Origin of the sequence: Mycobacterium sp. (assembly GCF_036273375.1) — a bacterium.
GTDB lineage: Bacteria > Actinomycetota > Actinomycetes > Mycobacteriales > Mycobacteriaceae > Mycobacterium.
The window spans coordinates 1-3,037 of the sequence record NZ_DASUHS010000175.1 but is presented as its reverse complement, the minus strand read 5'-3'; the positions used below and the strand labels follow the sequence as shown (position 1 = coordinate 3,037).

General features: G+C 66.9%; 3 protein-coding genes. All 3 read left to right on the top strand.

Annotated elements, in window-relative coordinates; translation table 11 throughout:
• The first annotated feature begins 94 nt into the window (after positions 1-94).
• Positions 95-592 carry a hypothetical protein gene (locus VFW69_RS16515; protein WP_526502581.1) on the top strand — a complete coding sequence of 166 codons (498 nt, stop codon included), beginning with the start codon at positions 95-97 and terminating at the stop codon, positions 590-592.
• Between the two features lie 70 nt (positions 593-662).
• Complete coding sequence (locus tag VFW69_RS16510; protein WP_526502580.1) at positions 663-1,715, top strand: IS110 family RNA-guided transposase; 1,053 nt, start codon at positions 663-665, stop codon at positions 1,713-1,715.
• A gap of 481 nt (positions 1,716-2,196) precedes the next feature.
• Entirely contained in the window at positions 2,197-2,832 is a 636-nt protein-coding gene (locus VFW69_RS16505) for a hypothetical protein (RefSeq protein ID WP_526502579.1), read from the top strand.
• The last annotated feature ends 205 nt before the right edge of the window (positions 2,833-3,037 follow it).

Genomic DNA, 3,037 nt, shown 5'->3' with positions numbered 1-3,037 from the left:
CACATCATCGACCCGGAGGGGGGTCATGTGACGATCAAGATGTCGGGGCATCCGCCGTTCGGCGCGCAGATCATCCTGGAACGGCCACGAGTTCGTGGCCCGGGAGGCTGCCGCGGCGCGGATAGCATTCGGCAAGGTCGGCAACTGCTTCACCGCGGTCGCCGACCCGGTGGGCCTGGCTCGGATCGCAGATGCCTTGTCGCAGCATGCGGCTGTAGGGCGGCTGAGCCAGGTCTGCAAATCCTGGATCTATTCGGCATGCCTGTGCTTCGGGCTCGACCTCGACGAGCAGCACCGCAGCGGGTTCGGTTACGCGTTGTCTGTCTACCAGGTTGAGTACAGCCGCAACCTGGTCTTCGCCGACGGTCGTCGGATGCAGCGGGTGTTCGACACCGTGGTCGACCGAACCCGGTCCCGGCTCGACGTGCCGAAGATCCGCACCGTCTTCGGCGCCGCGCAGCGTCCCCGCCGCACCCGCAAACACTCCTCGATGATCGAGGCCGCGATCGAGACACCTACCTATGACCTGACCGTGTTCAAGCTGCACTTCGGGCGGCTGACCGGCAAGGCCTACACCAAAGATGACATGTGATGGGACCCCCTCGGCTCAGACGCTCGTTTATATGGCGTCAGTGATGTTTCAGGAACTCGAGGAGGTCCCGATGACCATGGTAGGCGGCTTGGACGTGCACCGACAGCAGATCACCTTCGATTACGTGGATAACGACGGGTTGGTGCACTGGGGCCAGATCCGTCCGGCGACGCGGAAGACGTTGCGGGGCTGGCTGGCCGAGCACTGCCCGGACGGGGACACGGAGTTCGCGTTGGAGGGCTGCACCGGGTGGCGCTATGTCAGCGAGGAACTGGCGGCCGCGGGACTGGGTGTGCATCTGGGGGATCCGGCCGAGATCGCAGCGTTGCGAGGGCCGAAGAAGCGGGCCAAGACCGACCGCGCCGATGCCCGGTTGCTGCGCACGTTGCTGTTGGAGCGCCGGTTCCCGGAGTCGTGGATCCCGCCGGCGCACGTGGTGGAGGTGCGCACCCTGGGCCGGTTGTACTGCACCCTGATGGACGAGCGCCGGACCTGGCAGCAGCGCATCCACGCCCAGGTGTTTCACCAGGGCTGCCCACCGATCAGAGCGTTGTTAACCCGGGCTGGCCGTGAGGCGCTCACGGGTGCCGAGTTGTCGGCGGCGGGACGCCAGTATGTGGACACCGCGCTGCGGCGCATTGATGAGCTCAGCGCCGAGATCGACCCGCTGCGCACCCAATTGATCGGCTTCGCCCGACGCCAGCCGGGGTGTCGGGCGCTGCAGCGCCACTACGGCGTGGGCTGGTTGTGCGCGGTGATCATCTGGGCCGAGATCGGCGATGCGCGCCGATTCCGTAGTTCCGATCAGCTGGTGCGCTTCGCCGGGCTCGATGTCACCGTCTACTCCTCCGACGCCAAACGCTCACCGGGGCACCTGTCGCGGCAGGGCTCGCCCGAGCTGCGCTGGGCGGCGTTCGAGGCGGCCAAGTCCGCGGCGCGGCGCGGGTCCCCCGATCACGGCTACTACCACAAGCTGGCGGCCAAACACGACGGCCACAACGGCAAGAACCCGACCCTGGCGATGGAGCGCAAGATCTTGCGCCGCTGCTATCACACGCTGCGTGAGCTCGGCGATGCCGCCCTGGCGTTGCCCGTCCCCGAACCCGAGGAGGTGGCCGCCTAACCATGCGGTGCGCGCGTGCCCTGCCCATAACTCAGCTGATGCCTGCGGCCAGCTCCCGCAATTCGCCTGCCGCCACCTCCTCGCTGTGGGGTGGACCTCCCGCAAAGACTGAGCGACCGCACCCCTTCGGCAGCCCGCACGCCGGGCACCCCATCCATCATCATGTCGCCGGACCTCGTCCGTGGACCCAGATAAGGCTGGGCGCCGGCACGCGCAACGTCGGACACCTACCGCACATTCACGGGAGGCAGCAGATGACTTGAACCACAACGTCTTTGCCTCCGTTCCGGCGACCAACAGTATGCGGCGGATCCTCGTCGGCCTCAAGGTCGTTCGTCCTCGCTGCGCTGCGGGCGCTCCACCTCGACCCCGACTGCGATCCACCGCCCTCAGACACGGGGGCCGGAACGAGGCCAAACAACGAGACAACCAACGGATCCCAACCCTTTACGGGGGTCCCCACCACAGATAAGGCGAACGCGTGCTGCGGTTCGAGGCGATCGCGCACAACACCGCGGAGTTGCGCTGCGGCAGGATGATCGAGAAGTTTCCCGAGATCGTCACCCGGCTGGCCGGTGTGGTCGAGCGGTTCGCCACCGCCCTGGATTGTGTGGACACCGGATTCCTCGGCGACGGCATCCTCGATGAGCTGCCCACCGGCGTCCGGCTGGGTGCCACCCGGGTCGGCGGTGTCGACCTGAACAAACCCCGCATGCGTGACGCGCTGCGCGCCGCCCTGGCACTGGCCCCGGCCCCGAGCGGGTTCACCGTCGCCCAGTTCGCCGCCAAGGTGCACGCCCTCACCGGTGTCGATCACTGCGGCTACACCGTCCGCCAGGCCGGCTACGACCTGCGTAAGCTGCGCGGCAAACAGCTCGTCGACAAACCCGGCCGAACCCGCCGCTACATCGTCCCGCCGCTGGCCGCACGCACCATCGCCGCCCTGCTCACCCTGCGCGATCAGGTCATCGCCCCGATCCTGGCCGCGGTGCGCAGCCCCCGGATGGGACGCAAACCCGCGCACTGGACCCGCGTCGACCGCGACTACGAACGACTCCGTATCTACATGCAAACACTCTTCAGCGATCTCGCCATCGAAACCCCGCTAGCCGCTTGACGATTCGGCACAAGCCACGCATTCCACATCACCAACAAATTGTCGGAAGTGGATCCTCAAGCGGCTAGGGGGACGGCACGCGTTCAGGAATTGGCCGCCGACGCGCTCCAAGCGGCATATTTCCGTCGATCGCTCTGCGACGAACGGGCGCAACTACTCGCCGAGATTTGCAAGGGGCGTGACGACCTCACCAAGCGGACCGACC

Coding starts and splice junctions, on each gene's coding strand:
- VFW69_RS16510 (WP_526502580.1), top strand. CDS start 663: ATGACCATGGTAGGCGGCTTGGACGTGCACCGACAGCAGATCACCTTC.